This is a genomic window from Jeotgalibacillus salarius (assembly GCF_004405125.1).
GTDB lineage: Bacteria > Bacillota > Bacilli > Bacillales > Jeotgalibacillaceae > Jeotgalibacillus > Jeotgalibacillus salarius.
On record NZ_SORX01000003.1, the window covers coordinates 316,475 to 342,454 of the forward strand.

The 25,980-nt window shown below is 42.0% G+C and carries 35 protein-coding genes; 14 read left to right on the forward strand and 21 right to left on the reverse strand.

The window, feature by feature from the left end; genetic code table 11:
* Positions 1-61 precede the first annotated feature (61 nt).
* Positions 62-343, reverse strand: a complete 282-nt coding sequence (locus tag E2626_RS06870; RefSeq protein WP_134380997.1) for a GNAT family N-acetyltransferase — start codon at positions 341-343, stop codon at positions 62-64.
* Between the two features lie 118 nt (positions 344-461).
* Between E2626_RS06870 and E2626_RS06875 the strand changes: the two genes are divergently transcribed.
* Both E2626_RS06875 and E2626_RS17185 read left to right on the forward strand, forming a co-directional pair.
* On the forward strand, positions 462-1,355 hold the full coding sequence (locus E2626_RS06875; protein ID WP_244094255.1) for a DUF5996 family protein: 894 nt from the start codon (positions 462-464) through the stop codon (positions 1,353-1,355).
* Positions 1,356-1,431: 76 nt separating this feature from the next.
* On the forward strand, positions 1,432-1,596 hold the full coding sequence (locus E2626_RS17185; protein WP_166786764.1) for a hypothetical protein: 165 nt from the start codon (positions 1,432-1,434) through the stop codon (positions 1,594-1,596).
* 33 nt (positions 1,597-1,629) lie between these two features.
* Here E2626_RS17185 and E2626_RS06880 read toward each other — a convergent pair whose 3' ends face one another.
* Both E2626_RS06880 and E2626_RS06885 read right to left on the reverse strand, forming a co-directional pair.
* Positions 1,630-1,836 (reverse strand): hypothetical protein, encoded by a 207-nt coding sequence (locus E2626_RS06880; RefSeq protein ID WP_134380998.1) that lies wholly within the window; start codon positions 1,834-1,836, stop codon positions 1,630-1,632.
* Positions 1,837-2,001: 165 nt separating this feature from the next.
* Complete coding sequence (locus E2626_RS06885; RefSeq protein WP_134380999.1) at positions 2,002-2,958, reverse strand: alpha/beta hydrolase; 957 nt, start codon at positions 2,956-2,958, stop codon at positions 2,002-2,004.
* Between the two features lie 124 nt (positions 2,959-3,082).
* Between E2626_RS06885 and E2626_RS06890 the strand changes: the two genes are divergently transcribed.
* A complete protein-coding gene (locus tag E2626_RS06890) occupies positions 3,083-3,943 on the forward strand; it encodes an MBL fold metallo-hydrolase (protein WP_134381000.1) in 861 nt (286 codons plus the stop codon).
* A gap of 115 nt (positions 3,944-4,058) precedes the next feature.
* On the opposite strand, the gene E2626_RS06895 is transcribed toward E2626_RS06890, so the two are convergent.
* The 7 genes from E2626_RS06895 to E2626_RS17190 all read right to left on the reverse strand — a co-directional run bounded on the left by E2626_RS06895 (position 4,059) and on the right by E2626_RS17190 (position 7,496).
* Positions 4,059-4,352 (reverse strand): putative quinol monooxygenase, encoded by a 294-nt coding sequence (locus tag E2626_RS06895; protein ID WP_134381001.1) that lies wholly within the window; start codon positions 4,350-4,352, stop codon positions 4,059-4,061.
* Positions 4,353-4,371: 19 nt separating this feature from the next.
* Positions 4,372-5,007 carry a nitroreductase family protein gene (locus tag E2626_RS06900; RefSeq protein WP_134381002.1) on the reverse strand — a complete coding sequence of 212 codons (636 nt, stop codon included), beginning with the start codon at positions 5,005-5,007 and terminating at the stop codon, positions 4,372-4,374.
* A gap of 24 nt (positions 5,008-5,031) precedes the next feature.
* A complete protein-coding gene (locus tag E2626_RS06905) occupies positions 5,032-5,466 on the reverse strand; it encodes a MarR family winged helix-turn-helix transcriptional regulator (RefSeq protein WP_134381003.1) in 435 nt (144 codons plus the stop codon).
* A gap of 219 nt (positions 5,467-5,685) precedes the next feature.
* Positions 5,686-6,186, reverse strand: a complete 501-nt coding sequence (locus E2626_RS06910; protein ID WP_134381132.1) for a cupin domain-containing protein — start codon at positions 6,184-6,186, stop codon at positions 5,686-5,688.
* A 106-nt stretch (positions 6,187-6,292) separates the two neighbouring features.
* A complete protein-coding gene (locus E2626_RS06915; protein ID WP_134381004.1) occupies positions 6,293-7,081 on the reverse strand; it encodes a putative hydro-lyase in 789 nt (262 codons plus the stop codon).
* A 38-nt stretch (positions 7,082-7,119) separates the two neighbouring features.
* Positions 7,120-7,329, reverse strand: a complete 210-nt coding sequence (locus E2626_RS06920) for a DUF6440 family protein (RefSeq protein ID WP_134381005.1) — start codon at positions 7,327-7,329, stop codon at positions 7,120-7,122.
* A 17-nt stretch (positions 7,330-7,346) separates the two neighbouring features.
* A complete protein-coding gene (locus tag E2626_RS17190; protein WP_166786765.1) occupies positions 7,347-7,496 on the reverse strand; it encodes a hypothetical protein in 150 nt (49 codons plus the stop codon).
* 111 nt (positions 7,497-7,607) lie between these two features.
* On the opposite strand from E2626_RS17190, the gene E2626_RS06925 reads away from it, so the two are divergent.
* The 4 genes from E2626_RS06925 to E2626_RS06935 all read left to right on the forward strand — a co-directional run bounded on the left by E2626_RS06925 (position 7,608) and on the right by E2626_RS06935 (position 9,091).
* Positions 7,608-7,793: a hypothetical protein gene (locus E2626_RS06925; protein WP_134381006.1), complete on the forward strand. Its 186-nt coding sequence runs from the start codon at positions 7,608-7,610 to the stop codon at positions 7,791-7,793.
* Complete coding sequence (locus E2626_RS06930) at positions 7,793-8,266, forward strand: hypothetical protein (RefSeq protein WP_134381007.1); 474 nt, start codon at positions 7,793-7,795, stop codon at positions 8,264-8,266. Before E2626_RS06925 ends, E2626_RS06930 begins: the two co-directional genes overlap by 1 nt.
* Positions 8,267-8,336: 70 nt before the next feature.
* A complete protein-coding gene (locus E2626_RS17460; protein WP_279587257.1) occupies positions 8,337-8,459 on the forward strand; it encodes a hypothetical protein in 123 nt (40 codons plus the stop codon).
* 86 nt (positions 8,460-8,545) lie between these two features.
* Positions 8,546-9,091, forward strand: coding sequence for a hypothetical protein (locus E2626_RS06935; RefSeq protein WP_134381008.1), 546 nt, complete (start codon positions 8,546-8,548; stop codon positions 9,089-9,091).
* A 6-nt stretch (positions 9,092-9,097) separates the two neighbouring features.
* Here the strand turns inward: E2626_RS06935 and E2626_RS06940 are convergent, their stop codons facing one another.
* From E2626_RS06940 to E2626_RS06980, 9 genes are all read right to left on the reverse strand, one after another.
* Positions 9,098-9,613: a hypothetical protein gene (locus E2626_RS06940; RefSeq protein ID WP_134381009.1), complete on the reverse strand. Its 516-nt coding sequence runs from the start codon at positions 9,611-9,613 to the stop codon at positions 9,098-9,100.
* Entirely contained in the window at positions 9,610-10,128 is a 519-nt protein-coding gene (locus E2626_RS06945) for a DinB family protein (protein ID WP_134381010.1), read from the reverse strand. The genes E2626_RS06940 and E2626_RS06945 overlap by 4 nt, the downstream gene beginning before the upstream one ends.
* Before the next feature lie 41 nt (positions 10,129-10,169).
* Entirely contained in the window at positions 10,170-10,772 is a 603-nt protein-coding gene (locus E2626_RS06950) for a hypothetical protein (RefSeq protein ID WP_134381011.1), read from the reverse strand.
* 51 nt (positions 10,773-10,823) lie between these two features.
* Positions 10,824-11,273, reverse strand: coding sequence for a hypothetical protein (locus E2626_RS06955; protein ID WP_134381012.1), 450 nt, complete (start codon positions 11,271-11,273; stop codon positions 10,824-10,826).
* Between the two features lie 15 nt (positions 11,274-11,288).
* A complete protein-coding gene (locus E2626_RS06960; protein ID WP_134381013.1) occupies positions 11,289-11,705 on the reverse strand; it encodes an RDD family protein in 417 nt (138 codons plus the stop codon).
* 222 nt (positions 11,706-11,927) lie between these two features.
* A complete protein-coding gene (locus E2626_RS06965; RefSeq protein ID WP_244094256.1) occupies positions 11,928-12,380 on the reverse strand; it encodes a tetratricopeptide repeat protein in 453 nt (150 codons plus the stop codon).
* Positions 12,381-12,396: 16 nt separating this feature from the next.
* On the reverse strand, positions 12,397-13,056 hold the full coding sequence (locus E2626_RS06970) for an HAD family hydrolase (protein WP_134381014.1): 660 nt from the start codon (positions 13,054-13,056) through the stop codon (positions 12,397-12,399).
* A gap of 24 nt (positions 13,057-13,080) precedes the next feature.
* A complete protein-coding gene (locus tag E2626_RS06975) occupies positions 13,081-14,046 on the reverse strand; it encodes a phosphotransferase (RefSeq protein WP_134381015.1) in 966 nt (321 codons plus the stop codon).
* Between the two features lie 120 nt (positions 14,047-14,166).
* Positions 14,167-14,760 carry a class I SAM-dependent methyltransferase gene (locus E2626_RS06980; RefSeq protein WP_134381016.1) on the reverse strand — a complete coding sequence of 198 codons (594 nt, stop codon included), beginning with the start codon at positions 14,758-14,760 and terminating at the stop codon, positions 14,167-14,169.
* Between the two features lie 146 nt (positions 14,761-14,906).
* Here E2626_RS06980 and E2626_RS06985 point away from each other — a divergent pair, with 146 nt between their 5' ends.
* Together E2626_RS06985 and E2626_RS06990 are read left to right on the forward strand one after the other, a co-directional pair.
* Positions 14,907-15,638, forward strand: coding sequence for a hypothetical protein (locus E2626_RS06985; RefSeq protein WP_134381017.1), 732 nt, complete (start codon positions 14,907-14,909; stop codon positions 15,636-15,638).
* 255 nt (positions 15,639-15,893) lie between these two features.
* Positions 15,894-17,474, forward strand: coding sequence for a glutathione ABC transporter substrate-binding protein (locus E2626_RS06990; RefSeq protein WP_341785732.1), 1,581 nt, complete (start codon positions 15,894-15,896; stop codon positions 17,472-17,474).
* Positions 17,475-17,691: 217 nt separating this feature from the next.
* Here the strand turns inward: E2626_RS06990 and E2626_RS06995 are convergent, their stop codons facing one another.
* Positions 17,692-18,474, reverse strand: a complete 783-nt coding sequence (locus tag E2626_RS06995) for an MBL fold metallo-hydrolase (protein ID WP_134381019.1) — start codon at positions 18,472-18,474, stop codon at positions 17,692-17,694.
* Positions 18,475-18,832: 358 nt separating this feature from the next.
* Here E2626_RS06995 and trhO point away from each other — a divergent pair, with 358 nt between their 5' ends.
* Positions 18,833-19,792 carry an oxygen-dependent tRNA uridine(34) hydroxylase TrhO gene (trhO, locus tag E2626_RS07000; protein WP_134381020.1) on the forward strand — a complete coding sequence of 320 codons (960 nt, stop codon included), beginning with the start codon at positions 18,833-18,835 and terminating at the stop codon, positions 19,790-19,792.
* Positions 19,793-19,846: 54 nt separating this feature from the next.
* Here trhO and E2626_RS07005 read toward each other — a convergent pair whose 3' ends face one another.
* Entirely contained in the window at positions 19,847-20,083 is a 237-nt protein-coding gene (locus E2626_RS07005) for a hypothetical protein (protein WP_134381021.1), read from the reverse strand.
* Positions 20,084-20,327: 244 nt separating this feature from the next.
* Here E2626_RS07005 and katG point away from each other — a divergent pair, with 244 nt between their 5' ends.
* The 4 genes from katG (at position 20,328) to E2626_RS07025 (ending at position 25,910) form a co-directional block, all read left to right on the forward strand.
* Positions 20,328-22,538 carry a catalase/peroxidase HPI gene (gene katG, locus E2626_RS07010; protein ID WP_424955121.1) on the forward strand — a complete coding sequence of 737 codons (2,211 nt, stop codon included), beginning with the start codon at positions 20,328-20,330 and terminating at the stop codon, positions 22,536-22,538.
* A 307-nt stretch (positions 22,539-22,845) separates the two neighbouring features.
* Positions 22,846-23,553 (forward strand): 23S rRNA pseudouridine(2604) synthase RluF, encoded by a 708-nt coding sequence (rluF, locus tag E2626_RS07015; protein ID WP_134381022.1) that lies wholly within the window; start codon positions 22,846-22,848, stop codon positions 23,551-23,553.
* 92 nt (positions 23,554-23,645) lie between these two features.
* Positions 23,646-24,371, forward strand: a complete 726-nt coding sequence (locus E2626_RS07020) for a YwaF family protein (RefSeq protein ID WP_134381023.1) — start codon at positions 23,646-23,648, stop codon at positions 24,369-24,371.
* Between the two features lie 48 nt (positions 24,372-24,419).
* Positions 24,420-25,910 carry a phytoene desaturase family protein gene (locus E2626_RS07025; protein ID WP_134381024.1) on the forward strand — a complete coding sequence of 497 codons (1,491 nt, stop codon included), beginning with the start codon at positions 24,420-24,422 and terminating at the stop codon, positions 25,908-25,910.
* Positions 25,911-25,980 lie beyond the last annotated feature (70 nt).

The window sequence follows — 25,980 nt, forward strand, 5'->3', positions numbered from 1 at the left end:
AAGTCGGTATGTGAGGTGTTTACCCGAATCGATCTTTTTTAATCAGATGGGTGTGCTTGCTTTAACTGTGAAGTACATCCCTATACTCCTGATGTTTATCGAATTCTCCTTTAGCAAACGGGCAAAGCGGCATGATTTTCTGGTTATGTTCTCTCGCTTTTTCTACGATATGTTTGACGAGCTTCCCGGCAACACCCTGGCCTCTGTAATCATCTTTAACGCTTGTGTGGTCAATAATCAGAATGTTTTCTCCCGCTCTGCTGAAGGTTGCTTCCCCGGCCTCGTTATTATTCTGATCATACGCTGCAAAACGTTTTTCTTCTTCTATAAATGTAAAGTCCATAACTGACGCCTCCTTTTTTAAAGTCCTTTCCCCTTAGAGAAAAAATTCAACCCCTTCAAGATTAGCGGGATGGCAGACCGGGAACATAAATAAGGAGATGAAAGAAGGAGGCTGAACGATGATTAAACATAGTGAATGGAAAGAAACAAAATTTACACTGCACCTGCTCTCTCAAATTCTCGGGAAAATCAAGCTGAAAACTGCGCCGCAGCAGCCGCAATGGGGACATGTAACGCTTCCGATTACAGCTGAAGGCTTCTCAACAGGATTACTTTTTTATCATGATCGCTTTTTCCAGATTGATCTATCCATTTCACAGGCTCATATCATCATGAACGTAGATGGCAACCTCCATACAATCAGCATCACCGAACAAAAATCAATCAAGCAGTACTATGATGAGATTTTTTCTGTACTTCATGAAGATCAAATCAGCTTGACAATCAACACAATTCCTCAGGAAATGCCATACACTACTAAATTTAACGAAGATGATACGCCACGTGAGTTCGATCAGGAAAAAGCACTGCGGGGGTTAAAGTTACTTCAATTCGCTTATCATCAGGAGCTCACTTTTATCAGTCCATATCGCTGCAGAAAACTAATGCCTGCACTATTCTGGGGAACCTTTGATATTTCAACGCTCATTCTTCACGGAAAAATGGCGCCATTTTCCGAAGATAAAGTCATTGAAAAGGCTGCTTTTGATGAGCACTTTATTGAGTTTGGCTTCTGGCTCGGCGACGACGACACAGATGATCCTTCATTTTTCATTCTTCCTTATCCATTTCAATTTCACCCGCTTGAAAATGAAAGTGACATCGAACCTGAAGCAGCATACTATGATGCTAATGCCAGCGAGTTTTTCTACCATTTAAATCAAGAGAATGATATGAATTCATCAGATATTCAGGCATTTTTTCATTCTGCATATAACATTTTAACTCGTGAGCTTGAATGGCAAGGCTGTTCCTATTATGAAGTTCCATTGGAAATGCCACCTCAGCTTTGATAAGCTGCAACTGACTTAGGCGAAACTGACCGCACATGATAAAATAAAACCATCCTTTAGATGATGGTGGTGTCTCATGAAACTCGCACTTGGACTTTTCATTTGCTTTATTGGCGTTGTATTAACAAACCTGTCTTTCAGCGACCTCGAACAGGTCGGAAACATCACCCTTCAAACCGCAGGATTTCTTGTGATTATTTTAGGTTTATATGTCATTGTGAAAACACGCAAACATAAGTAAAGGGAAGCCGCATGATTAGCAGCCTCCCTTTACTTATTGCTTTAACCAATATTTAATCCGGGCACTCCCCAGCACAGCGACAATAAACAATGCAAACAAGGTTAGTACCCACACGCCCATCTGACCTGCTTCTCTGATTTTATCTGAATTCAAAAAGACAAATATAATGGCACTAACGAATGCAATATAAAAAAGGATATTCGGTATAATCCACACGACTATCAGTCTTCTGGGACTCATGAGTATCTCTCCTCTCTATTTGGATCTCATATGCTTTTAATTCTGTTTTCATTAGGATGAATCCTTCAATTTAGATAAAAAGGTGTTCATTCCAGACTGGCTGAATGCCAGAAATAAAATTAAACACCGTTTGTAAAGAGAGGTTCCTGGAATCCATATTTCACATCACATGTAATTGTCTACAAATCCCCAAACCTTTTCCCAGTAAACTTCAGGATCAACCTTTTCAGCTTCTCCATGGCCTGCTCCTTCAATAATCAGCTTGTCTTTTTCTACTTCAGCTGCCCCATATACATCATCAAGCATTCCGAATGGCACAAATGTGTCTGCATCTCCATGAATGAATAACATGGGAGTTTCACTTTTCGCAACCTGGTCTACAGCCGATGCTTCATACAAATCGTAGTCTGCACGAATGTTCGTGACTGTGTTTGCAGCATTAAGCACCGGAAACTGCGGTAAGCCAAACAGGTCGTCCAGCTGATAGGTAAATACGTCACTCACTGATGCATACCCACAGTCTTCAACGATCACTTTTACATTGTCAGGCAATTCTTCTCCTGATGTCATCATGACTGTGGCACCGCCCATCGAAATACCGAATAGCGCAATCTCTGCATCCGGATTGATCTTCAGCACTTCATCAATCCACAGAAGCATATCCAGCCGGTCATGCCAGCCCATACCTATGTAGTCACCTTCACTATCACCATGACCCCGGAGATCAGGCGCAAGCACGTTATATCCCTGCTCATGAAAATTCCGGATATATCTTGTCATACCTGAAGCATCCATCATGTAGCCATGAGCGATAACTGCCCATTTTTCACTGGCTTCTTCATTGATATACAAATCTGCTGATAGATTAAGATCATCATTTGAAGTAATCGATAAATCCTGAGGATGAACCTCCTGCTCAAATGCTTCATCAGCTGCGTCCAGTGCTTCAGCGACTTCAGCCATAACTGCTTCGCTTTCCGCCAGGTTTGGATTCCCTTCTAAGAACTCTTTCTCATCTTTTGCACTCAGTGCATATTCATAAAAATAATTTCCAACTGCCCCGTAGACGACAACCAACAGCACAATGACAATTGCGGGTATGAGTATCCATTTCTTTTTCATCCAGACATCCTTCCATGATTTGCTTATAGATTGATTATATCTTTAAGTGTAGAAAGAATCTTCTTTTGCTGCTTCAGGAAACAGGTTATTCTTAACTAATAACCGTTTAAAAAGGAGAAATCATATGTCACAGCAACTCATCACATTATCAGACCGTATTTCCTACCTTACCCCTGTTGGCCCGACTGACCGGCCGATTTTAATGTCGGTCACAGGTGAGCGCCACACCCTTATGATTGACGGAGGTAATTCCAAAGCGCATGCTGATCTGTTTTTAGAAAAACTGAAAACAGAAGGCAAAACACTCCCGACAATGGCCATGGTGACGCATTGGCACTGGGATCATATCTTTGGACTGGCTGCTCTTTCAATCCCGACAATTGCATCATACGATACGAAAAAAGCAATGGAGGAACTCGTTAATTTTAAATGGGATGATCAATCGATAGATGAACGAGTAGCAACCGGTGTGGAAATTCAATTTTGTGCAGATGCAATCCGAGAAGAATTTAAAGAAAACCGTGATATTCAGGTTGTGATGCCCTCTATCCTGTTTGAAGATGAACTGACGATTGACTTGGGCGGTGTGACTTGCCTGCTGAAACAGGTTGGCAGTGACCATGCCAAAGATAGTACCGTTGTCTATGTAAAAGAGGAGAAATTGTTATTTCTCGGGGACGTGACGGCACCACTGATGTATGCCCCAATCTGGCATTATACTGCTGAAGAAACGCTGAAATTGCTTGATCATATTGACCAATTTGACGCAGAAACGTATGTGATTTCTCATTACAAGCTGATTTCTAAAGCGGAGTATGTGCAGGAATCTACGTTACTGAGAAAAGCAGCAAGCCTGGTAAACAAACAAAATGGTGATCTCGACCAGATGAAACGTGATTTGACAGACTTTTGTGGAAGACCGCTTGAAGAAAACGAAGAGGAAACACTTATGTATTTTGCGAATGGTGCTGCCGCAAAAACCTGAGCTTATAAATCTTTCAAAGAAGTTATACGTAGCACGCGTTTCCCTCCTGAACAAATTAATATATTTCATAAAAAAGAGATCCGGCATGTAATCCGGATCTCTTCTCACATTAAGATCACTTTAATTCCTCGCCCTGAAACATTTGTACTGAAAGCGGTGCACCAAGGAATGCCGGTGCTTTTTCTACAAACGCTTTGAAGTGATCACTCTCATTATGGCGCTGAACAGCATCCATACCGGTCCATAACTCCACCATAGTGAATGTGTTTTCCTGCCCGATATCTTTTTTCAATGAATAAGAAACATTGCCTTCTTCCTGCTGAGATGCTGAAGTTAAAAGTTTGGCAGCTGCGAGAAATGCTTCTTCTTCTGCAGGCTGAACCTGTAATTGTGCAAGTGTAATAATCATATTGATCTCCTCTTTCCCCTTACTCCCACTGAGTGATTTCTTCAATTGGCAGACGGACAGACTGATAGCCTTTTTCTGCCGCTTTTCCGATTGAAATCAGCATAACCGGCTGGTAGCGCTCCTTGTCCATGCCGTAAGCTTCAGCAATCTGATCTTTTTCATAACCGCCGATTGGGTTCGTGTCATAACCATGTGCACGTGCCGCCAGCATTAACTGCATTGAAACCAGACCTGCGTCAATCAGATTCATTTCTTTCATCTGCTGTTCAGGGACTGAGCTGAGCATTCCTTTAATACCCGGTACCTGACGATCTCTGACATCAGCAGGCATAAGTCCTTTTTCCACAGCCGAATCATAAATGTCTTCTATATAATCAAGACTGTTCATATCTACAAACACCGCAATGACAGCTGAAGAGGTTTCAACCTGTCTTTGGTTAAACATTGCGAGTGGCTTTAACGTCTCTTTCCCTTCTGCACTGTCAATGACAGTAAATCGCCAAGGCTGCAGATTAACAGATGACGGTGCGAGCGTCGCTTCTGTTAAAATCTCTGTCATTTCTTCTTTACTGATTTTCACTGAAGGGTCATACTCACGGATCGAACGTCTTCCTGTGATGATTTCTTTAAAGTCATTTGTTATTGTTGTATTCATTTCAAAAACTCCCTTATTGATAAATTAATTTTGAATATCCGTTACATTTTGCTGTAGTCGTTTGAGCTTGTCTGACAAATCACTAATTTCTTCCTCTGTGAAGTCTTTCAGTACTTTTTCAACAAACTGCTGTTTCTCACTTTTAAAGGAATCAATCTGATCCCTTCCCTGCTTTGTTAATCTCACAAAAGTGACTCTGTTATCAGCAGGATTTTTTCTGCGGGCAACCATACCCTTTTCTTCAAGCTGCTTGAGATGTCTTGTAATGGCGGCATGATCAATGCTCACTTCTTTTTGCAATGCCGACTGATTGATTTCATCTGCTTCAAAAAGCACATGGAGCAAATCCAGCCTCGACTGACTCATGCCAGTACAACGCTCAAATTTTGGACTCATAAATTTATAAATATCATTTAATTGATAAATAATTTTCCCTTTTTCTGAACAATTTTTCCTCAAAGCATGCACCTCCCGATAATCATTGAGGGGTCAATTAATTACTCATACTCTTTTGTGTAAGTTGACTTTGAAAGCATAATACATCATTACTTGATGGGTCAATCATTTTGCTCGGGTCAGCTATATCATCATAAAAAAATCGTCTGAACCACAATCATCTATCATGATGATTGTGGTTCAAACGAACACTTAATTCAGACTCTATTAAAGACCTGATTCTTAGTAGTGATTTTCATTTTCTCCTTCAGCTGCGATTGCATCAGCCTTTGTCTCGTGCACTGTACCAAACGGGTGGTTCGGCGGTGCATAGATTGAGTATAGTTTAAGTGGAACACACCCTGTATTCGTCAGATTATGCCACGTTCCTGCTGGTATGATAATGGCCGAGTCGTCACAAACATATCTGACAAAATCCAGATGATCTTTCCGTTCGCCCATTTGAACGATGCCCTGGCCCTTTTCAACACGCAAAAACTGATCCAGATTAGGATGCGACTCAAGTCCAATACACTCACCTGGCATCAAACTCATAAGGGTGAGCTGGAGATAATCACCTGTCCATAACGCTCTTCGAAATGAATGGTTTTGCAGCGTATCTTCATTTATATTTGTCACAAAAGGATGAGGCCCTTGGTCCCTCAGATGGTTAAGATGATGGTAGCAGTGATGGTAATAAGGCATTCCATTTGGCCAGGCCATTACTGGTCCCTGTTCATACATATGATGATAACCTGCATACAATGTTCTCAAATCCTTTCACCATTGATAACATATCTTATGCAAGTTTAGGCAGGAGGTTCGTTTGATACGCACCTTCACTTATGTATCAAAGAATCGAAAATTCTTCATTTTTCAAATCAGTGATAAACATATGACCTGGCGCATGCGTGATCACCAGGCTGGGTTTCACATTCATCGCCACTGCTTGTGGAGTGACACCGCAAGCCCAAAAGACTGGAATTTCTCCATCTTTAACCGTAACTGCGTCTCCGAAGTCGGGGCTGTTAAGATCGTTGATGCCAATTTTGGACGGATCACCGATATGAACCGGTGCCCCGTGAACTGATGGAAAGCGACTCGTTACCTGGACAGCTCTGATCGCCTGATCTTCCGTCATTGGTCGCATACTTACCACCATTGGTCCTTCAAATTGTCCCGCTTTCGTACACTGTATAGATGTTTGATACATCGGAACGTTGCATTCTTCTTCAATATGTCTGATTGGAATGCCATTGTTCATTAATGCTTCTTCAAAAGTAAAGCTGCATCCGATCAGAAAACCAACCATGTCATCTGTCCAGAGATCAGTTACTTCGTTACGCTCTTCTGTAAGTTTTCCTTCTCTATAAATCCGGTACTTCGGTATATCCGTTTTCACATTTGCATCAGCTGCAGAGAGTGCCGCAACGGCTGATCCTGCTTCAATCACATCAATAATCGGACAAGCTTTTTGATTCCGCTGACAAAAAAGCAGAAATTCAAATGCCAGCTCCTTTGGCAGAACGGCAAGGTTTGTCTGAATATAACCATTCGCCATGCCTGAAGTCGGCTTTGTCCATTGCCCAGTTCTGATTAATTCTCTTGCTTCTGCTGGTGTCAGTGCTGAGATGTTCATTCTGTCTATACCCCCACTTCTGATTAAATCCTGCGTTATTAAGATCTGTTCTGATCAATCACTACCTGGCCATTTTCATCCAGTAACGGAGTAATGCCGCTTCCGGTTCCAACCCATGTATGCAAGTAGTGAACACCGGTTTCACGGTCTATTAAAATCGTGACTCTTCCAAGCTCCGGTAGGTTTTGAATTGATTTCACTTCAAATCTGTCAACTTCAGTTTCTTTGATCCTTTTTTTAAAAAGCATGAATGAACCTCCTTTAATTAACTGGTGATCCAGTTAACTATAAAAGCAATTGCGTACAATGGAACACCGACAATGAGTGTGCCCGCTATAAAGTAACAAAGACCAGTAAATATCATTTTAAAAACATCAGATATGGCGCCTGCCAAATCATCAATGAATCTAAGCACATCACTCACATCCTTCTTAACTTGATGATATCACACCTTCCATAATTGGTATTTCATTCCCTGTTCTTTTCACATACAATAGAGATCACAATGAACACTAGGAGGATGCATATGAAAATTGTATTTGGCTTTATACTTGGTTTTTTCGGCTTATTTTTGACCGCTCTGACTGTTGGCAGCTTCGGGACAGCAGGAAACATCGTGATGAGTGCGATTGGCTATATACTTCTTTTACTGGGAATCTATATTCTAGTAAAAGCAATCATCGCCAGAGATGCACGAAAAGAGAATACATAATGAAAAAAATATGTACTTTATTATTCGTTGTGCTGATGATGTTCCCTGCTTCCAATGTGATGGCTTCACAAACAATAATTGATGAAGTCGAAATCTCCGGGTATACTTTTACCATTTCACAAAGTGATGAGGAAAATAGTTTTATATGGAACATCAGCTATCAGGATCAATCTTTCATATTAAGCGAAAATGCATCAAATCAAAGCCTTCTCACAGGCTATCGGGATGCACTCTATGACACAAAGACCTCACTTATCACTTCCATCATTGCCGGCTGTTTTATAATCATCGCACTGACATTCAGCTTCATTTTCTTTAAGCGCAATAAAGAAGAAAGAAGCAGTCCGCTTTTACTTATTATAGGTGTGATGGTGGGGATTGCCGTTTATACTTTGACCTCAAACCTGAGTGAGTATCTGATTGCACTAAAAAATGCTGAGTATTTTTTTAAAAGTCTAGCAACAAAGAGCTGAAGAGATAAATATTTCAATACAAAGATATGAGTTTGTGACATTCAAATGCATAAATAGAGGAGTCAAAACCATGGATATTGTCGGTAGTTTATTCGGTGGCGCTATCGTGCTGCTGATCATTTATATGATCTCGAGGGTCGCTCATTATTTTAATAACAACCAAAAACAAATGATTGAAATGAATAAGAAGTAGATCAGTTAATGAAGATGGTGGAAGAAAAAAAGAGAAGCTGAATTTGCAGTTAGGAAATACCAATTCAATAGAAAGAGTTGTTCCTCATGACATACATATTAATTGCTTTATTTATCATCGTGATAGGCCTGGTCCTTTATACACGCTCAAAGCTTGCAGGTATCCTGGTTGTCTCAACACCTGTCGTTATTTTGACTGGCTGGTGGGTGTTAGTGTCCAATCACTATTTTGTTCCATCTACAAATTTAGAAAATGAAGCGGTTGGGGAATTCCGTTTACTTGAAACCCTCGCAGAAGATCAGTTGGATTCGCTTGGTACATTTGAAGAAAGAAAGCAGGAGAACGGCTACTCTTATCAAAACGAGGACCACCTACATCTCAGTACGGATGAAGAGAATAGAATTCTATCAGTTTCTTCAGGAGAATCTCATCTTGAAGCATCTTCCGGTTTAAAGGTTGGAGATCGTTTATCTAAAGCTAAAGCATTGTATGGGGATCATTTTTATACATATCAGGAGATGGGTTTGGGTGAAGCAACGGTTTATGTAGATCGGGAAAATCAGTTTTTGTTAACACTGTGGAGTAAAGATGAAATGAGCATTTCAAGCATTTGGCTCTCAACGATCCATTAATAGACTTTAATTTGTTGGGGCCTCATTCTGCTCATAAATCACATTCTCCATCTCATCCCGAATAATCACATCCGCAACCCTGACTCCACCAGATTCATTTTGACCATCATACAGCAAAAAAGCCCCTTTACTCTGATCCGTTTCAACAGTCTCAGCAGTTCCGTCAGAGTAAGTGATCGTAACGCTTTTTGCCTCTTTGCTGATCTCTTCCTCCATCACAACACTTGCGGCTACAATATCACCTGAAATCGTTCTGACCATGACTGGATCACTTTCCGTCCACGCATACGGCGTGAATTCTTCATCATATTTCGCTGTTCGGTGTGCAACAGTATACAGGCCTTCTTTTACTAAAATAAACGTTCTATCATCCCCGTTCTTCACGTCAATCGGGTCGAGTTCATGCTGATCAACGAAGCCTTTAAGCTGTTCTTCTGACAAAGTCTTATCATGAAAAATACCAGTGATGTTTACAAGGATCAGAATAAAAACACCTAAAATAATCAACTTTTTCTTATTCATTCTCTCTCCCTCCTCAAGCGCTTTGTTTGAAAGATTTGACCACTGTGCCGGGCTTCATGTTCGATCAAATGATAGATGACCCATTCAGGTGTCACATTGTATTCTTCTAATTCCCGTGACGTCCGCCAATCAATCCCGGTCATATTTCTAAAATGATCGCACAGCGTTTCTCTGACTTTTTGCAGCCGGTAAATATGCTGATCAATTGATTCACCTTTAAAAGGTGAGAGCCTTTCGTCTTTCCAGCTTTCTTTAGGAAACAAGGCTTCAATTTCCGGGTCCCAGTCCCGGCACAAAACCTCTCCATAAAGCCACCCTGCTTCCACAGCTGCAATATGGTATAGAAGAGTGCCAATCGAATGGAGTCCTTCAGGTTCATCATCAAGTTCTTCCTGCGTTAAATCAATGATTTTAGAAAGAAGTGTTTGACGCACATCCTCCAGACACCAGACCTGTCGCCCAATATCCGGTGAATATCCTGGAAGAGTTTGGATCGTTAAGTGTTCTTTTGTCATTAGAATCTCCTCCTGACAGGTTGATTTGTCTCCAAAGCGTGTTATTGAATAAATTCAGCTTTTAAAAGATAAGCAACATCATACTCCTCAAGCTCATCCTGATATAAATCAGGATCTTCAGCGAAGTCAATAGGCAGTGAACTCATCATGCTCTCTGAAGAATGTGCAAGGTAAGCAAGCAGCAGTTCATCCTCTATCGGCTGCTCTTCTTCAACAAACAAACCCCACGTACTTGAGAAATCTCTTCCCGTAAGGTTTTGCATTGCGTCTTCCGTACTTGTATATGTTGTAGAATCCTCTACCCCAACACCAATACGAAAGTGCTGAACAGCCGGTCCACTTTCTTCATAAGGACCACTTGATGTTGTAAAAACGATCGATCCGTCCTGGTCAAGCGGCGTAATCATCTCACTGACGTTTTCTATAAATTCCCCGTTCTCGTATTTCTCTACCCACACTTTCATTTCTGTATAGCTTTCTTTCAGGTCATATTCAAACATAAAATACTGATCTGCATTAACGGTGAGGATGAAACTTTCTCTTTCTGTCAGTTCAGACTCCTGGATTGAAGCAGATTCATCGTTATTACAGGCCCCTATTAATAAGACAAGCGGTAAAGCAAAAACCAACTGATTCGTTTTCATCTACTAGCCTCCTAAAAAATCATTTTCCTGCTCTAAGATTGCAGAAGTTTTTTAAAGGCTCTCATCATAACCGCCCTGCTCTTTAAGATACGCTGCATCCTGCTCATTAATCTCAAAATACTCAACCTGGTCCCAGCTCTCCCCTGCACGCTCACCGATGATTGCGCCTTGTTCTGTAAACCAGATTCTTGATTCAATCAGCACTGCAGACTGTGTTGGACTAGAAACCCAAATATGCATATCTGGCTCAACATCGCTCATTTCCTCATCAGAAGTCTCTTTATGCATAAATATCATCATTGTATTATCAATGACAGATTGATCTTCAATGTCTGAATAAACCTTTTCAAAGTTGATTCGCTCCGGCTGATCACCATCCTGATAACCGAATTGCACTTCCCTTGATACTTCCTGAGGATTGATTTGCTGATTTGTTATGTAAACTGCAAAGAATACCAGGACCGCGATCGCTATAAATCCCAAAACTTTAAGTATTTTCATAACGTCTCCTCCTTACTAAGATGAACGACTCGTTTTCTTAATAACAACTGTATGAGCCAGAAAATCATGAAGTCCTCTCTTTTTAGGCGTAAAGCCGATCATAAAATACCCAATAAACAAAATTATATGGGATAACACACTGGCAAAGTAACGTCCGAAAGACTGCCAGAAAGAAATCTTTTCATAATGTCTGTTCGTAATTTTCATTCCTAACATCGCTTTGCCAGGGGTCGCTTGTAAACGTGTGATTGGAAACAGGATAAAAAAGCACGTGCTAATAAGACCAAAAGGAAGATAAATGGCTCTTATACTTTCAAAATCCGTCGTTCCGTAGACGAGATATGAAATAATCATGAATGGTGGAACGATAATCAATCCATCAATCATAAACGCAACAAACCTTCTCCAAAAACCTCCATAGGAAGAATTCATACTGAATAACCTCCTTTTCAAATATTATCACTATAGTAACCTTACGTTTTATATGAATGAAAGTTTCTTTTTGCATTATAATATCTGGTATTTTATGTATACAGGAAGAGATAAAACAGATTACTCGTTGATGATTTGGGACGCAGTTCGAAATGGACAAATATTCAAATCCACTACAGCTGACTCCGTTTTATTTGTATTCACCAGACTTCATCCAATTTATCACTGTAAAAAAGGATCGATTTTTTTATACCTTAAAATTGCTTTATCATTCGTTGTATTGACCAGCGTATGAAGTAATACTTCCATCGCCTGCTGATGCTGCCCCACATTATGCAGCGCCATGGAATAGAAGACCTTTAATTGCTCAGCCTCCGGAAAAACTGCGATCGCCTCTTTTAAAATCTGAGCAGCTTCTTCGTATCTTCCTAATACGCGATATGTACTTCCTAACCCCAAGTAAGCACCTTCCAGATCCTCTGAAGGCAACCCAAGCTGAATAGCGCGCTCGTAATGCGGCACAGCTTCTCTTTCAAGTCCAAGATTGTCATAGCACCATGCCATTTGATATTGATATTCAGCGCGGTCCGGCTCTTTTTCAAGCACGCCTTCCATAAAATTTCTGGCTTCTTCGTAGTTCTTTTCTTCTCTGAGTTTCTTTAATTGTTCGAGCATCAGAACACTCCTTTCATTAAGCATCAACAGCAATTATCAATAACTCCTGCAAATCTTCTATCACATAGCTTGCTTCTGCATTTTCCCAGTGCAGATCTTCTTTCCAGACAGTTTTCATTCCTGTATGTCTCGCAGCTTTAATATCATTAAGAGGGTGATCACCTACAAACATTGTCTCTTCTGCTTTCACACCCATTCTTGCCAGCGCTCTTTTGAAAATTTCAGGATCAGGTTTTTTCAGATTTTCACAACCGGAGATAAGAATCTCATTAAAAAATTGCTCAATCCTAAGCCCCTTGATATTATTCTTTTGAAATTGGCAGCGGCCGTTTGAAATGATGCCTAACTTCAGACCATTTTGCTGCAGTCCTTCCAATGTTTGATGCAGGTTTGAAAATCCAACACAGTGATGCTGAAAATGATCCAGGTAATCCTGAAGTAACTGTTCGTAATTCAGACCAGCAATGTTAAATTCTTTTATCAGCTGACTGTACACCTTATCCTTCCAGACATACCCTTTAGCATCCAGTTCAATAAACCTTTTCATATATGTATCTTTAGAGATGTGATGAAATGCTTCTGAAAATCTCTCATATTGATCTTCTAAAAATTGTTTCAATGAAGCATCACGATCGAGGAGTGTGCCGTCCAGATCGAATAATATTGCTTTAATCATATACGTTTTCTCCCTTTGTTAGATTTACTTTTCAGTCAGTATCTCGTCAAGCCGATGCCAGTTACTTGCAATCCATCTATTTTCTTCATTGAACCTTGTAAGGACAGTGGATCTTCCCGGCTTCGGCACGCTCAGCCACTCCGCTTCTCTCCACCAGTTCAGCTTTAATGCACGGATTAATCTGTCTATCGTTAACGGCTGGTACTCACGGAATCCATTTACAAAAGCGAGCGCAGATTTCACATCCAACAACTGATTACTCATACACCCCGACAATATTGGTCTCGCAATATCAAAATCTTTGTATACAACATTTAGTCTGTCAAAATCCAGGATCGCTGACACTTCATTTCCCTCGAAAAGGATATTGTCGACGAACAAATCCCAATGACTCCACCCAACTTCACACGTCGCAAATTGATCCGGTTCATTCTGCTCCAGGATGGAGAATTGCTCTTGTAAGTGAGTAAGCGTCTCTTCACAACCTGCTCTTTCAGCTTCTTTCCAACGCTTCTTCCAATCTTCAATCATGCTTTCCTTTGAACGAATATTCCAGTGAAGATCATTTGAAGCAGGCAAAAGCATATCCAGTGCAGCGTGCAGCCGGCCTACTGCTCTTCCTAAGCTGTACATCTGTGCCTCATTTGCTGTGCCTGGCACTAAGTTTTCTCCTGAACATTTCTCCGTGACAATGAAGCGTTCATCTCCGGTTGAACGGATAATAAATTGACCCTTAAAAGAATACGGTCTGGGTACCGGATGATGTAACTCCCACAGTTTAGCCTGAGTGTGAAGTGAAGCTTCTAATCCAGTCATTAAATGCTCAGGATAACGCTCTTTATGATATTGCTTTACAAAAAGATTCTCACCCGACGTATTGATCTCCCATTTCAGGTTTTTGTAACCGAGTTTAATTTGTCTGTCAGCTGTTACCGTAAGCTCAAAGTATTTCTCTATAGAATTAAAGATGTCCTGCTTTATAAAGTCCATCAACTTAACGACCAAAAATCTACCACTGAGTGATGATCAGGTGTGGTTAAAAAGCAATTTGTTTTCATAGATTATCTTTCTCCTTAAATTACAGTCGCCTACGCTCTAATTCCCTTAAATCTACTCGTGCACTTTCCCCTCAAACACAACAAACACGCCTCTTCCATGCCGCTCTACCCGTTCCACTTTAAATCCGGCCTCTTCGAACAGCTGAATGGTCGGGCGGTTCAGGTGGCAGCCGTCACATACTGCTTTCCAGGCAGGTGTAAGGAAGTCCTGGGCTTTGGCTGCTGCCTGATGTTCAACCTTTATGTGCTCAAAGAAATGAAAGGTTGCTCCGGGCTTGCTGACTCTCTTCATTTCTTTTAATGCTTTTACTGGATCAGGTATGGTACAAAACACAAGTGTTCCGGTAATCGCATCAAATGACTGATCAGGAAATGGCAGTTCTTCAGCTTTGGCTGTATACGTCTGAACGGGGACAGACGCACGTTTGATTTTTTCTGAAGACTTTTCAATCATTTCAGGATTTGGTTCAATCGCTTCTACATATGCTGCTTTTTCATAGAACGGGAAGTTCGCGCCTGTGCCAAACCCAATTTCGAGTACGTTTCCCTCTACATTCCCGAGTAAATTCTTTCTGATTTTCTGGAAAGCCGCTCTTTCAAATGGTGCCATTGCTATGTCATATACGGAGGAAAACAATTTACCCATGTTTCAACCACCTCAATTAAATTAAAATATTCAGTTATTTTATTCCCTATTATTTCATGGAACTGGCAGGAATACCTAATCTTTTGCAGAATCTATTAACTTACCTTATCCATTTTATAAGGAATAACAACAAGCGAGGTTAAGCAATGAAAAAATTCACAGAGCATACGCCTGTTGTGTTTGAGCAGGCCAGGGCTGACAGCAAAATCTTCAGAACAGAGTACCCCCTTTCAAAAGAACTGCGCAGGCAATTCATCAAGAACGTTTACGGCAAGTTAGATCACTATGTACTGAAACAATCTGTCACCGGCATGTACCCCGATTTCCTGAAGTTCGCCAGGATCTGTGAGGCCAGACCTGAAAAAGAAGAACACGCAGCGCAATTATTTTATTGGTGGCGACTTCTCAATGATGCACACAAAAACCCCTCATCTAATATCTTCTCTGAATTCCACTACGAGCATTTCACTTTTTTCAAAAAACATCCTATTTTTCTTTCCTGGCTTAACTTAGCTAAACAAGTATGTCCTGACTTTTATTACGTGGCTGAAGGAATTACTCCACACAGCTGCTATCTCATTCAATTAAAAGACAGAAAAATCATCAAAATGATGCTTCCCGGATCCAATCAGTCACTTCCACAAAATGGCACTGTGATCTCAGCCACCTTACTCCCTTTTTCAAGCCAGCTCCATCTCCCCATTGCGATGTACCAATTTGAAGAAGCCGCAACTGAAGACATTGTTGCAATCCTCAAACACTTTCATATCGAAATGAAGGATGAAATCGATCCGTACCAGGTCTGGCTGAAAATATTTAAATCTTTACTGCTCGTGGAAAAGTACTCTCTGTCGGGTGAAGAACCGTGGAAGAAATAATAAGAAGGTGCGCCCTACAAAGACTGACACTTTTATAACCACTTATACAAAATTTTGTCACTTCACCACGTTAAATCATCAGAGTTAATAGAATGATAGATTTTACAAATTATAGAACCGCCGTAGCACTAAACTACTTTTATTCGTTAAACGAAATAATTTTTATACAAAAACTATTGATTTTTATTCAGTTTTGCCTCTATAATTTCAATAATCTAAATTTTCGTAAATCTAAACAATATGGGGGTCATTTCATTGAATAAAAAGATTTTAGGTGTTTCCGCTTTGTCGACTATGCTCGTATTGTCTGCATGTGCAGGTGGCGGCGATGAAGGATCAGATGCAGAGAACTCATCAGAAGGATCAGGATCAGACGAAATTATTCTTGCCACAATGTCAGATGCAGTGTCCATGGACGTTCATTTAACAAATGATATCCCTTCTGCAAATATGCAGGTTCAGGTATATGAGAAGCTTTTAACATTGGATGAAAACAATGAAGTAATACCTCAGCTGGCTGAAGAGTGGGAAACGGTCGATGATGTAACATGGGAGTTTAAATTGCGTGAAGACGTCACCTTCCATGACGGAGAACCATTTAATGCAGAAGCTGTAAAAGCAAACTTTGATCGTATATTAGATGAAGAAATCGGTTCTCCACGTGCCGTACAATATGAAATGGTCGACAATGTCGAAGTGGTGGATGAATACACGGTACGTTTTAACCTGAAATACCCGTTTGCCCCACTACTTGCAAACCTGACGAATATGGGTGGGTCAATCATCAGTCCTGCAGCCATTGAAGCTGACTATGAAGCGATTGAAAATGGAGATGAAGCAGGATCTTATATTAATGAAAACCCAATTGGGACAGGCTTCCTGGAGTTTGAAAACTGGACGCCTGGTGAAGAAATGACACTTGTAAAAAATGAAGATTACTGGGACGGAGAAGTAGCGTATGATTCTTTTGTATTCCAGATCGTGCCTGAAGGCGGAACGCGTGTCGCAAACCTTGAAACAGGTTATGCACACATTATTGACCCGCTTGCCCCTAATGAAGCAGCACGTGTTGAACAAATGGAAGGCGCATCTTTAGCAACTCAGGATAGCGTCGGGTTAAACTACATTGGTTTTAATACTGAAAAAGAACCTTTTGATGATCCAAAAGTCAGACAGGCTGTTTCAATGGCAATTAATAAAGAAGAAATTATTGAAGGAATCTATGATGGCTATGGTGAAGTAGCAACCGGACCGCTAGCGCCAGTAATTCCAAACGCAGCCGATCTGCCGGGACTTGAATACGATGTGGAAGAAGCAAAATCACTGCTTGCAGAAGCTGGCTTTGAAGACGGCTTTGACACAACAATCTGGACCAATGATAATCCGCAGCGTATGGATATCGCAGTAGCAACTCAGGATGCACTCACTGAAATCGGTGTTAATGTAGAGGTTGAAGTACTTGAGTGGGGCGCTTACCTTGAACAGACTGGTGAAGGCCTGCACGACATGTTCATTCTTGGCTGGTCAAACCAGAATGCGAATGCTGATACAGGTCTATACCCACTGTTCCACTCATCTCAAATCGGGGCTGCCGGAAACCGCTTTATGATCCAGGATGAAGAGCTGGACGGTTTCCTTGATGAAGCACGCCAGACGACTGATGAAGCAGAACAGGAACAGCTGTATGCTGATGCACAGGAGCGACTGATCGAACTGTCACCTGCCATTTATCTACAGCACCAGACCTATCTTGCAGGACATCTGGATGAAGTAGAAGGATTCTGGATGAATGCGAGCGGGTTGTACCAGTTGAAGGATGTAGAATTAACAGAGTAACAATACAGCGAAAAGCCCGGGGCATAACTGCTTCGGGTTTTTGCTATTTTAAAATGCAATTTATCCGACTGTTAAAAGCGTTCAATGAAAGAGAGCGATGAATCGAATAATCATGGCGGTGATCCAAATATTCAGAGAGGTGTATCAATTGTGCCGGGCAGTGTCACATCTATCTCAACGAGTGAATCGATTATCAAATCCACCATATCCCTTACACTTAAAACTTCACACTAAACCCATTAAACTCATGCACACCAGTTCCAAACCGAGCCAGATCATGCTCTCTTAAAAACAGTGCTGCATTCTTGGCCTCAAGCAGAATGTCAGGCTCCAGGCCTACTGAGTTGTGAGATCCGAACACCTTCTTCACTCCTTTTAGTGATGCAATCTTTTCCCAGGATTCTATCAGCGCTTCAGGATTGGTTGATGGATAAAAAGCATATACAGGGGTTTCATCATAAAGAATATCTCCAGTGAATAAATATCCATTTGTTTCATCGAAAATCGAAATGTGCCCCGGTGAGTGGCCTGGTGTATGAAGAATCTGTAATTTCCTATTTCCAAGGTCCATCACGTCCCCATCTTCAACCAGGCCCGTTGGCTGTCCCGTGAACGGTTCATAGGTTTCCGGATCAAATGAGTTTGGAACAGGCTTCGTAATTTCCTTCCTTATCCCTTTTCTGACCTGCTCAATTGACAGTCCCTCAATCCCTTTTACAAGCCATTCCTGATCGGCTTTATGTACATAAATATGTTCAAATGCTCCATGACAGCCAATATGGTCCACATGAACATGCGTTGTCACCACGTAAATAGGTAACGTAGTCAGCTGGTCAGTCATTCTTTTGATGTCATCGATGCCCAGTCCTGTATCAATAAGAACGGCCCTTTTCTCCCCAATCAGCAAAAAAGAATGAACCTTTTCCCAATGACCGTATTCACTGATCGCGTATGTGCATGCATCAATTCTCTGAACTGTGAACCAATCGTCTTTAAGCATAGGAACCCTCCATCATTAAATGGTATTTTATAAAGAGTGCGAAATATTATTTTCTGGTAAATTGGCTTTTCCGCACTCATTATTGGCTTTTTTATACATAATGATACACGCGTTACAACGATTTGTTTATCAAATCAAATTATCACTATAAGGCAATTTATTAAAAGAATGATACCTGTCCCTCCTGTGCACATTTCATGACACTCTAACCTCCGTCCCCACATTGCACACACCCTAAAACAATCATTTCCTCTTCCTTTGACGTACATACCTCTGTTATACTATCTGATGGAGAGTTTTGAAAAACTCTACCCCATCAGGTTATTCCTGCAAAATAATATGATAGGTGGAAGAAAAAATGGACTATAGAATATTGTTATATTATCACTACACTAAGATTGAAGACCCTGAAGCGGTTGCTGCAGAGCATTTGGATTTTTGCAAAGAGCTTGATTTAAAGGGCCGCATTTTAATTGCGCATGAAGGGATTAATGGTACTTGCTCAGGCACAATCGAGCAGACAAATGCTTACATGGAAGCAATGAAGAACCATCCTTTATTTGAAGGTATTGTATTTAAAATAGATGAGTCTGAAGGTCACGCATTTAAAAAAATGCACGTGCGCCCTCGTCCTGAACTTGTGAACTTAAGTCTGGAAGATGATATTAATCCAAATGAGATAACAGGCCGTTACTTGTCACCAAAAGAATTCTACGAAGAAATGCAGCGCGAGGACACAATTGTTCTTGATGCGCGTAACACATATGAGTATGATGTCGGTCACTTCCGCGGCGCAATCCGTCCGGATGTTGAAACGTTCCGTGACCTGCCAAACTGGGTAAGAGAAAATCGCCACATGCTTGAAGGCAAGCGCGTGCTAACGTATTGCACAGGCGGAATCCGCTGCGAGAAATTTTCAGGTTGGTTAGTCAAAGAAGGATTTGAAGATGCTGCCCAGCTTCACGGTGGGATTGCAACTTATGGAAAAGATCCTGAAGTAAAAGGACAGCTGTGGGACGGTCAAATGTATGTATTTGACGAGCGTCTGACTGTTCCGATCAACCAGGTAGAGCACGTTGTTGTCGGTCGCGATCACTATGACGGCACTCCTTGTGAGCGTTATATCAACTGCTCAAACCCGGATTGCAACAAGCAGATCATTGCGCATGAAGAGAACGAAGAGAAATATCTTGGCGGCTGCTCAATTGAGTGCGCGAAGAACGTTCGCAATCGTTACAGCATCCGCATGGGTCTGACTGGTGAAGAAGTTGATAAGCGCCTTGCAGTTCTTGAAGAAGAGTTGACTGCGAAACAATAAGAACATGTAAAAGCTGCTGAGGGCATTTTCCCTCAGCAGCTTTTTTCCATTCTATTAATCATCCCTGAATTGCATATTGTACTTTTTATAGATTGACTTAATCCATAAAACCGTCAGAACGGTGAAAAAAGCTGTAAAAATAAATGCTGCCAAAAACCCAATTTCATCAAAAAACTGACTAAATAAATCTGAAGTAGAAACGCCCATCCACCCCAGGATCGCCGGGATAACAAATAAACCAATGAATACCGGAACCGCAACGTACAATATCAGCCACAATACCTTGTTCATCTCATCCTCCCTTATAGTTATCTCGTGATTATTTTCTGAATTTACTATACAATTATATCATGCGGGCTCATTAAATAGAAATAATTTCCTATTAAAAGTTTCCAAGTGTTTTAGCTTTTACTTTTGTCAGTAATTTATTATAATTATAATCTGAGAATGGTTATAACATTATTCTCAATTTAATCATGTTAAATCACAGTTATTTACTACTTATCTTTTTAAAATAGAAAGGGGAATAACATTTATGAGTAACAATGAAATGGATCATAGTAAAGCTGGCGCTGAGCAGTGCCCGTTTACTGGACAAAAATCAAGTGAAGAAAGTGCAATTACGACTTCAAAGGTCGGCACTAAAAATAAAGACTGGTGGCCTAACCAGCTGAACCTGGACATCCTTCACCAGCATGACAAAAAAACAAATCCGCTTGGCGAGGATTTTAATTACACAGAAGAATTTCAAAAGCTCGATTATGATGCACTGAAAAAAGACCTTCATACTCTGATGACAGACAGCCAGGACTGGTGGCCGGCTGACTATGGCCATTATGGTCCATTATTCATCCGTATGTCATGGCACGCAGCCGGTACATACCGTACTGGTGACGGACGCGGAGGAAGCTCGACTGGACAGCAGCGTTTTGCACCGCTTAACAGCTGGCCGGATAACGCAAACCTTGATAAAGCACGCCGTCTGTTATGGCCTATCAAACAGAAATACGGTAACAAGATCTCTTGGGCTGACTTACTTGTATTAACAGGTAACGTGGCACTTGAATCAATGGGACTGAAAACGTTTGGTTTTGCAGGTGGACGAGCAGACGTATGGCACCCTGAAGAAGACACTTATTGGGGTCATGAAAAAGAATGGCTGGAAGACAATCGTTATTCTGGTGACCGTGAGCTTGAAAATCCGCTTGCTGCCGTTCAGATGGGACTTATCTATGTAAATCCTGAAGGCCCTAACGGTAACCCGGATCCACTTGCAAGTGCACGTGATATCCGCGAAACATTCTCACGCATGGGTATGAATGATGAAGAAACTGTTGCACTTGTTGCTGGTGGACACACATTCGGTAAATCACACGGTGCCGGGGATCCTGAAAAAGTCGGCGCTGCTCCTGAAGCTGCAGACGTTGAAGAGCAGGGCTTAGGCTGGAAGAGTTCACATGGCAGCGGAAAAGGCCGCGACACGATTACAAGTGGTGTTGACGGTGCATGGACTGCTAACCCTACTCAGTGGGACAACGGTTACTATGACCTGTTGTTCGGATATGAATGGGAACTGACTAAGAGCCGCTCAGGTGCTAATCAGTGGAAACCTGTAAATCCTAAAGACGAAGACCTTGCACCTGATGCAGAGGATGCTTCTATCAAAGTTGAAACAATGATGACGACTGCTGATATGGCGTTGCGCATGGATCCTGATTACGAAAAAATCTCACGCCGTTATCACCAGAATCCGGAAGAGTTTGCTGATGCATTCGCACGTGCATGGTTCAAGCTTCTTCACCGTGATATGGGACCAAAAGACCGTTATCTTGGACCTGAAGTACCACAGGAAGAACTGATCTGGCAGGATCCGATTCCTACAGTAGACTATGATCTTTCAGCATCTGAAATCTCTGATCTGAAATCAAAAATTCTAGATTCCGGACTGACTGTAAGTGAGCTTGTAAAAACTGCGTGGGCTTCAGCAAGCACATACCGCGGATCTGATTTCCGTGGCGGCGCAAACGGAGCACGCATCCGCCTTGAACCTCAAAAAGGCTGGGAAGCAAACGAGCCTGAACAGCTTGAAAAAGTATTGGCAGTATATGAAGGTATCCAGAGCGGACTTGATAAAAAAGTCAGCCTTGCTGATCTGATTGTACTTGGCGGTACTGCTGCAGTTGAAAAAGCTGCTAAAGATGCAGGCGTACACATTGACGTGCTATTCTCACCTGGACGCGGAGATGCAACTCAGGAACAGACAGATGCTGACAGCTTTGACGTACTTGAGCCGGAAGCAGATGGGTTCCGTAACTATCAGAAGAAAGAGTACACGTTAAGCCCTGAAGAAATGCTAGTTGATAAAGCACAGCTTCTTGGTCTGACTGGCCCTGAAATGACAGCACTAATTGGTGGACTTCGCGTACTTGGCGCTAACCATGGCGATACAAAACACGGCGTATTCACTGACCGCGTCGGCGTACTGTCAAGCGACTTCTTCGTTAACCTGCTTGATATGGGTATCGAGTGGAAGCCAGTCGGCTTTAACCTGTATGAAGGCCGCGATCGCAAGACTGGCGAAGTTGTTCGCACAGCAACGCGTGTCGACCTTGTATTCGGTTCAAACTCAATCCTGCGCGCTTATGCAGAAGTATATGCACAGGAAGACAACAAAGAGAAATTCGTACGTGACTTTGCTGCAGCATGGGTGAAGATCATGAACGCTGATCGTTTTGACCTTAAGTAAGTTTCAGATGTGATCCGGAGAGCGCCCTTGTGTGCTTTCCGGATTTTTTTGTTTTAGAGATAAAATGGAGCTGGCCAGAGCTAGGTCTTTGGATACTTTTCTACGAAACAAAACAGTTTTTCTACGAACACTACTTTTCATTCTAAGTACACCACCATTTTTTCTAAGAACCTCCCACACTTTCCTGAGAACATCACCAGGTTTTCTACGAACCATCTTTACCTCACAACTCCAAACCACCACCCTTTCTCCCCTCCACCCAAACCTGTTATACTAAATAAACGAATCTTAAATAGGAAGTGACAATATGCGTTTAAATAAATTTATCAGTGACTCAGGCAAAGCATCGCGCCGTGGAGCTGACCGCCTGATCGAAGAAGGTAAAGTGAAGGTCAACGGTAAAAAAGCAAAAATCGGCATGCAAATCGAGCCGGGTGATGAAGTCATGGTGAACGGACAAACAATCCGACTTGCGAAAAACAATGTTTATGTTGCCCTGAACAAGCCAGTCGGAATCACTTGTACATCTGAAAAAGGAGTCAAAGGAAATATCATAGATCTCGTCAACCACCCGCTCCGCATTTCACATGTCGGCCGTCTGGATAAAGAATCTGAAGGGCTGATCCTCCTTACAAATGATGGAGATATTATCAATGAGATCCTTCGTCCTGAGAATGAGCACGAAAAGGAATACATCGTATCAGTTGATAAACCGATTACGCCTGACTTCGTTAAACAGATGTCAGAAGGCGTCAACATCCTTGGTACAAAAACAAAGCCTGCCAAAGTCGTGGAACTATCCAAATTCGACTTCCAGATCACACTGACGCAGGGGATGAACCGCCAGATCCGACGCATGTGTGAAGAACTCGGCTACGAGGTATACCGCCTGCAGCGCACGCGCATTATGAACATCCAATTAAACAACATGCCTGTCGGTCAATGGCGTGAACTTTCTAAAAAGGAACGCACACAGCTGTTTAAAGAACTGGATTATGAACCAAGAGAATGGTAAACAAAACACCCGATCTGCCTCAATGTTAGATAACGAAGCAGACCGGGTATTTTTCTATGATTAGACTGTATTTCTTTAAATGAGGTGAGCACATGTTTTCAGGGGAAGTCCAGGAACGCTTTATTCTTTTTTCAACCGAACATATCGTGATGCTCGCCCTCTTCGTATTATTGACGATCGCAGGGTTGTGGTTGTTTTTACGAACAGGCTTTGTGAAGAATGCGACCTTTTGGACATGGCTGTTTGCTGGCATTTTCATCATTTCAGAGCTCAGCTATCAGATCTGGGCAATCTCAGTCGGCATCTGGCAGGCAGCTAATTACCTGCCGCTCCAGCTATGTTCATTCAGTACTTTTTTCGGCTTATTCCTTTTATTCAAACCAAACCGTCCAATCTTTTATTTTTATTTTTATATTGCAATCTTCCCGCCGGTTTTCGCCCTTTTAACGCCAGATTTAGCTTTTGCATTCCCGCACTATTTTTATTGGAAATTTTTTATTCAGCACATGGCAATTCCATTATCCGCAGTCTTTCTGCTCAGACGTGACGGCTATACTCTTCCGAAGAGCTCAATCGTATACGCACTTATGCTACTGAACTTTTGTGCGCTTGGAATCTGGGCCGCCAATACTGCAACAGGCGGGAACTATTTCTTTTTAAATGGGCCTCCTGCTTCTGATACAGTTTTATCAATCTTCGGTGATGGGGTGCTGTATATCATCGGACTTGAGCTCACTGCACTGGTCGTTTTCATCGTCACCTGGTGGCTTGGCAAGAAGATGGTCCCCCGGACAACTGTGAAGCGTATTGAGAATTGAAAGCTGCAGCGTCTCTCATTAAGCTTTTGACTAAAGGAGTTGGACATGATGGCAAAAGAAGAAATCATCGTCATTGGTGGAGGTATTGGCGGGCTGACTGCCGGGGCTCTTCTGTCACAGGCAGGCTGCAAAGTAACGATTCTTGAAGCATCCAGAGAATGGGGCGGCTGTGCTGGTAAATTCCAGCGGCATAAATTCCTGTATGCATCCGGTGCGACACTTGGGATGGGTCTTGAAAATGGGGGCATCCATGAGCGTGTTTTTCGGCATCTTGGGATTACAGTAGATGCATTCAGACTGGATGAGGTGATGAAAATCAGGCAAGCTGCCCGGACACTGACTTTCCACGCAGACCGCCAACAGCACGTTCAGTCACTCCAGCAAGCTTTCCCCTCTTATTCACATGAAATTGCCGGCTTTTATCAGGACGTTTATCAGAAAGCGGCAAAAATCCGTTTATTAATGAAGAAGCTTCCGATTCTGCCAATCAAAACAGGCAGAGAAGCTTTTGAGCTTTTAACGTCGCTAAAACCGACTCACGTGACACTGACACCAGATTTTTTTAAAACCGTTGGTGCTTTACTTAAAAAACACAGCCTCCACCAATGTAAAGATTTCGTTCATTTTATCGATGGACAGCTGATTGACAGCATGCAGACGGTGAGTAAGGATTGTGCATTGCTGATGGGTGTGCTCGCGCTCGATATATATCATGAGGGTGCTTATTATGTGAAGGGGGGACTATATCAGTTCGCTGATGAACTGGTGGAAGCTGCAAAACGAAATGGTGCAAAGACTGTGCTTGGACGTCGCGTCACTGCGGTTCGAAAAATCGGGAATCAGTACGAAGTTGAAGATCATCGCGGACATATCCGAACCGCCGATCACGTGATTTGTAACGCACCCGTCCAGGCACTTCGGAACCTAATGGAAAAAGATCTATTCGAACAACTTTCTTCAGGTGTTAAAAAACGTTCAAAACAGGATACCTGGGGCACAATGACACTTTATATGTCTCTGGATGAAGCGCACTTACCGGAAGACTTCCCGCTGTTTCAGCAGCTGATGAACCATAATGGCAAAAGTCATGATGAAGGAAATCATTTGTTTTTGTCTGTTTCAGATCATAATGACCGGAATCGCGCACCGGAGGGATTCCGCACGTTAACAGTCAGCACACATATCAATCTGGATCACTGGAAATCAAAAACACAATATGATCAGAACAAGGCTGTTTTAAAAGAGAAAATGCTGGATACAATCCGTTATTACTACCCATCCATCGACCAGGCGATCATCGACATTTACCCGGGAGCGCCAAAAGCGTGGGAGCGATTTCCACATCGTCCGGGCGGTGTCGTTGGCGGATTTGCACAAACCAGAACGCACTCCCTGTTTTTCAGCCTTTCACATCGCACACCACTCAAAAACTTCTGGCTTTGCGGTGACTCTGTCTTCCCGGGTGGCGGTACGATCGGCGTGTCAGTAAGCGGGTATCACTGCTTCCATTCCATTACAGGCAGGAGATTGATTCAGTGATTAATAGGTTTTAAGTTTCCCACTACTCATTACAGGGAAAACGTACTATTATGACTGAAGAAGGACGTGT

Bases quoted from the DNA above. Each gene is read 5' to 3' on its own strand.
- E2626_RS06965 (WP_244094256.1), bottom strand. From the start codon at position 12,380: ATGCTCGAACAATTAAAGAAACTCAGAGAAGAAAAGAACTACGAAGAA.
- E2626_RS06980 (WP_134381016.1), bottom strand. From the start codon at position 14,760: ATGGGTAAATTGTTTTCCTCCGTATATGACATAGCAATGGCACCATTT.
- E2626_RS06915 (WP_134381004.1), bottom strand. From the start codon at position 7,081: ATGAACATCTCAGCACTGACACCAGCAGAAGCAAGAGAATTAATCAGA.
- E2626_RS07020 (WP_134381023.1), top strand. From the start codon at position 23,646: ATGTTTTCAGGGGAAGTCCAGGAACGCTTTATTCTTTTTTCAACCGAA.
- E2626_RS17460 (WP_279587257.1), top strand. From the start codon at position 8,337: ATGGATATTGTCGGTAGTTTATTCGGTGGCGCTATCGTGCTGCTGATC.
- E2626_RS06920 (WP_134381005.1), bottom strand. From the start codon at position 7,329: ATGCTTTTTAAAAAAAGGATCAAAGAAACTGAAGTTGACAGATTTGAA.
- E2626_RS06940 (WP_134381009.1), bottom strand. From the start codon at position 9,613: ATGAATAAGAAAAAGTTGATTATTTTAGGTGTTTTTATTCTGATCCTT.
- E2626_RS06880 (WP_134380998.1), bottom strand. From the start codon at position 1,836: ATGAGTCCCAGAAGACTGATAGTCGTGTGGATTATACCGAATATCCTT.
- E2626_RS06885 (WP_134380999.1), bottom strand. From the start codon at position 2,958: ATGAAAAAGAAATGGATACTCATACCCGCAATTGTCATTGTGCTGTTG.
- E2626_RS06970 (WP_134381014.1), bottom strand. From the start codon at position 13,056: ATGATTAAAGCAATATTATTCGATCTGGACGGCACACTCCTCGATCGT.
- E2626_RS06930 (WP_134381007.1), top strand. From the start codon at position 7,793: ATGAAAAAAATATGTACTTTATTATTCGTTGTGCTGATGATGTTCCCT.
- E2626_RS06900 (WP_134381002.1), bottom strand. From the start codon at position 5,007: ATGAATACAACAATAACAAATGACTTTAAAGAAATCATCACAGGAAGA.
- E2626_RS06875 (WP_244094255.1), top strand. From the start codon at position 462: ATGATTAAACATAGTGAATGGAAAGAAACAAAATTTACACTGCACCTG.
- rluF (WP_134381022.1), top strand. From the start codon at position 22,846: ATGCGTTTAAATAAATTTATCAGTGACTCAGGCAAAGCATCGCGCCGT.
- E2626_RS06985 (WP_134381017.1), top strand. From the start codon at position 14,907: ATGAAAAAATTCACAGAGCATACGCCTGTTGTGTTTGAGCAGGCCAGG.
- E2626_RS06950 (WP_134381011.1), bottom strand. From the start codon at position 10,772: ATGAAAACGAATCAGTTGGTTTTTGCTTTACCGCTTGTCTTATTAATA.
- E2626_RS07025 (WP_134381024.1), top strand. From the start codon at position 24,420: ATGGCAAAAGAAGAAATCATCGTCATTGGTGGAGGTATTGGCGGGCTG.
- E2626_RS06995 (WP_134381019.1), bottom strand. From the start codon at position 18,474: ATGCTTAAAGACGATTGGTTCACAGTTCAGAGAATTGATGCATGCACA.
- E2626_RS06870 (WP_134380997.1), bottom strand. From the start codon at position 343: ATGGACTTTACATTTATAGAAGAAGAAAAACGTTTTGCAGCGTATGAT.
- E2626_RS06960 (WP_134381013.1), bottom strand. From the start codon at position 11,705: ATGAATTCTTCCTATGGAGGTTTTTGGAGAAGGTTTGTTGCGTTTATG.
- trhO (WP_134381020.1), top strand. From the start codon at position 18,833: ATGGACTATAGAATATTGTTATATTATCACTACACTAAGATTGAAGAC.
- E2626_RS06975 (WP_134381015.1), bottom strand. From the start codon at position 14,046: ATGGACTTTATAAAGCAGGACATCTTTAATTCTATAGAGAAATACTTT.
- E2626_RS06945 (WP_134381010.1), bottom strand. From the start codon at position 10,128: ATGACAAAAGAACACTTAACGATCCAAACTCTTCCAGGATATTCACCG.
- E2626_RS07005 (WP_134381021.1), bottom strand. From the start codon at position 20,083: ATGAACAAGGTATTGTGGCTGATATTGTACGTTGCGGTTCCGGTATTC.
- E2626_RS06890 (WP_134381000.1), top strand. From the start codon at position 3,083: ATGTCACAGCAACTCATCACATTATCAGACCGTATTTCCTACCTTACC.
- E2626_RS06955 (WP_134381012.1), bottom strand. From the start codon at position 11,273: ATGAAAATACTTAAAGTTTTGGGATTTATAGCGATCGCGGTCCTGGTA.
- E2626_RS06935 (WP_134381008.1), top strand. From the start codon at position 8,546: ATGACATACATATTAATTGCTTTATTTATCATCGTGATAGGCCTGGTC.
- E2626_RS06895 (WP_134381001.1), bottom strand. From the start codon at position 4,352: ATGATTATTACACTTGCACAATTACAGGTTCAGCCTGCAGAAGAAGAA.
- E2626_RS06925 (WP_134381006.1), top strand. From the start codon at position 7,608: ATGAAAATTGTATTTGGCTTTATACTTGGTTTTTTCGGCTTATTTTTG.
- katG (WP_424955121.1), top strand. From the start codon at position 20,328: ATGAGTAACAATGAAATGGATCATAGTAAAGCTGGCGCTGAGCAGTGC.
- E2626_RS17185 (WP_166786764.1), top strand. From the start codon at position 1,432: ATGAAACTCGCACTTGGACTTTTCATTTGCTTTATTGGCGTTGTATTA.
- E2626_RS06910 (WP_134381132.1), bottom strand. From the start codon at position 6,186: ATGTATGAACAGGGACCAGTAATGGCCTGGCCAAATGGAATGCCTTAT.